At 42.9% G+C, this 1,129-nt stretch carries 1 protein-coding gene; it reads left to right on the top strand.

Annotated elements, in window-relative coordinates:
• Positions 1-974, top strand: a 974-nt coding sequence (locus tag ACFRMN_RS38835) for a peptidase G2 autoproteolytic cleavage domain-containing protein (protein ID WP_383029172.1), incomplete at its 5' end; no start/stop codon positions are given.
• Positions 975-1,129: the final 155 nt, after the last annotated feature.

Raw genomic sequence — 1,129 nt, 5'->3', positions numbered from 1 at the left:
GAATTAATACCCAGACAGCAGCAGCCGCGACAGCTGCACATTCAGAAGGAAGTAGAACTAAAGCCAGTGGCTTTGCTTCCCATGCTGAAGGTCTTCAAACAACCGCCAGTGGCTTTGCTTCCCATGCTGAAGGTCTTCAAACAACCGCCAGTGGCCATGATTCCCATGCTGAAGGGTTTCGTACTACCGCCAGTGGCTTTGAGTCCCATGCAGAGGGGTTTATGACTAATGCTGGTGGATTTGCTTCTCATGCCGAAGGGAGGAATACAAGCATCATTAGTGATATGGGGCATGCCGAGGGTGATAATACAACTGTAATTAATACAGGGGCTCATATAATGGGCAGAAATGGAGCTACCAGATTCCCTTTTTCCTGGCATCTGGCAAATGGACTTGCAGTTGGTCCTACATCAAACTCTGCTGTAATTCAAGGGGCTACAGGAAATCTCTTTTTAGATGGTACTATATTTATGCCTGCTGCAGCTGATTTTGCTGAAATGTTTGAGACGATTGATGTTGGTTATTTTGTAACTTTAGAGGGTAAAAGAATTCGGAAAGCTAGTTCTAACGATGATGATATATTAGGGATTACAAGTGCTACTCCTGCTGTTCTTACAGACAGTTGTGAACTAAGATGGAAAGTAACGGATGAATGGGGAAGGGTCCAATATCATGAGGTGGACGTTCCAGAAGAAATAGACGACGAAGGACGAATTATTCAGCCAGGATATACAGTAACAGAACCGAAACTAAACCCTAAATGGGATTCTACAAAGGAATATATCCCTCGTTCACAAAGACCGGAATGGGTGGCTGTGGGACTGTTAGGAAAACTATTGGTTCGAGATGATGGTACCTGTGAAGTTAATAGCTATTGTAAGTCGAATGATGAGGGAATTGCGACAAAAGCAAATCAAGGATATCGTGTACTTGAGCGTACAGGGCCTAATCAAGTATTAGTGTTGGTTAAATAGAACCTAGTATGAATTAATGTTACTCGACAGACATCACCCATTGGTGAGTTTGTCCTTCCGCAAAGGGGACATTGGTCGAAAGTAGGGGGACCTAAAGGGGACATTGATTAACATTTAGTGATATCACTAAATCCCTGTTTTTTTAATTATCATTT

The sequence above is a fragment of the Streptomyces sp. NPDC056835 genome, from assembly GCF_042789485.1.
In the GTDB taxonomy this organism is placed as follows: Bacteria; Actinomycetota; Actinomycetes; order Streptomycetales; family Streptomycetaceae; genus Streptomyces.
This window is presented reverse-complemented; position numbering and strand designations above follow the sequence as displayed.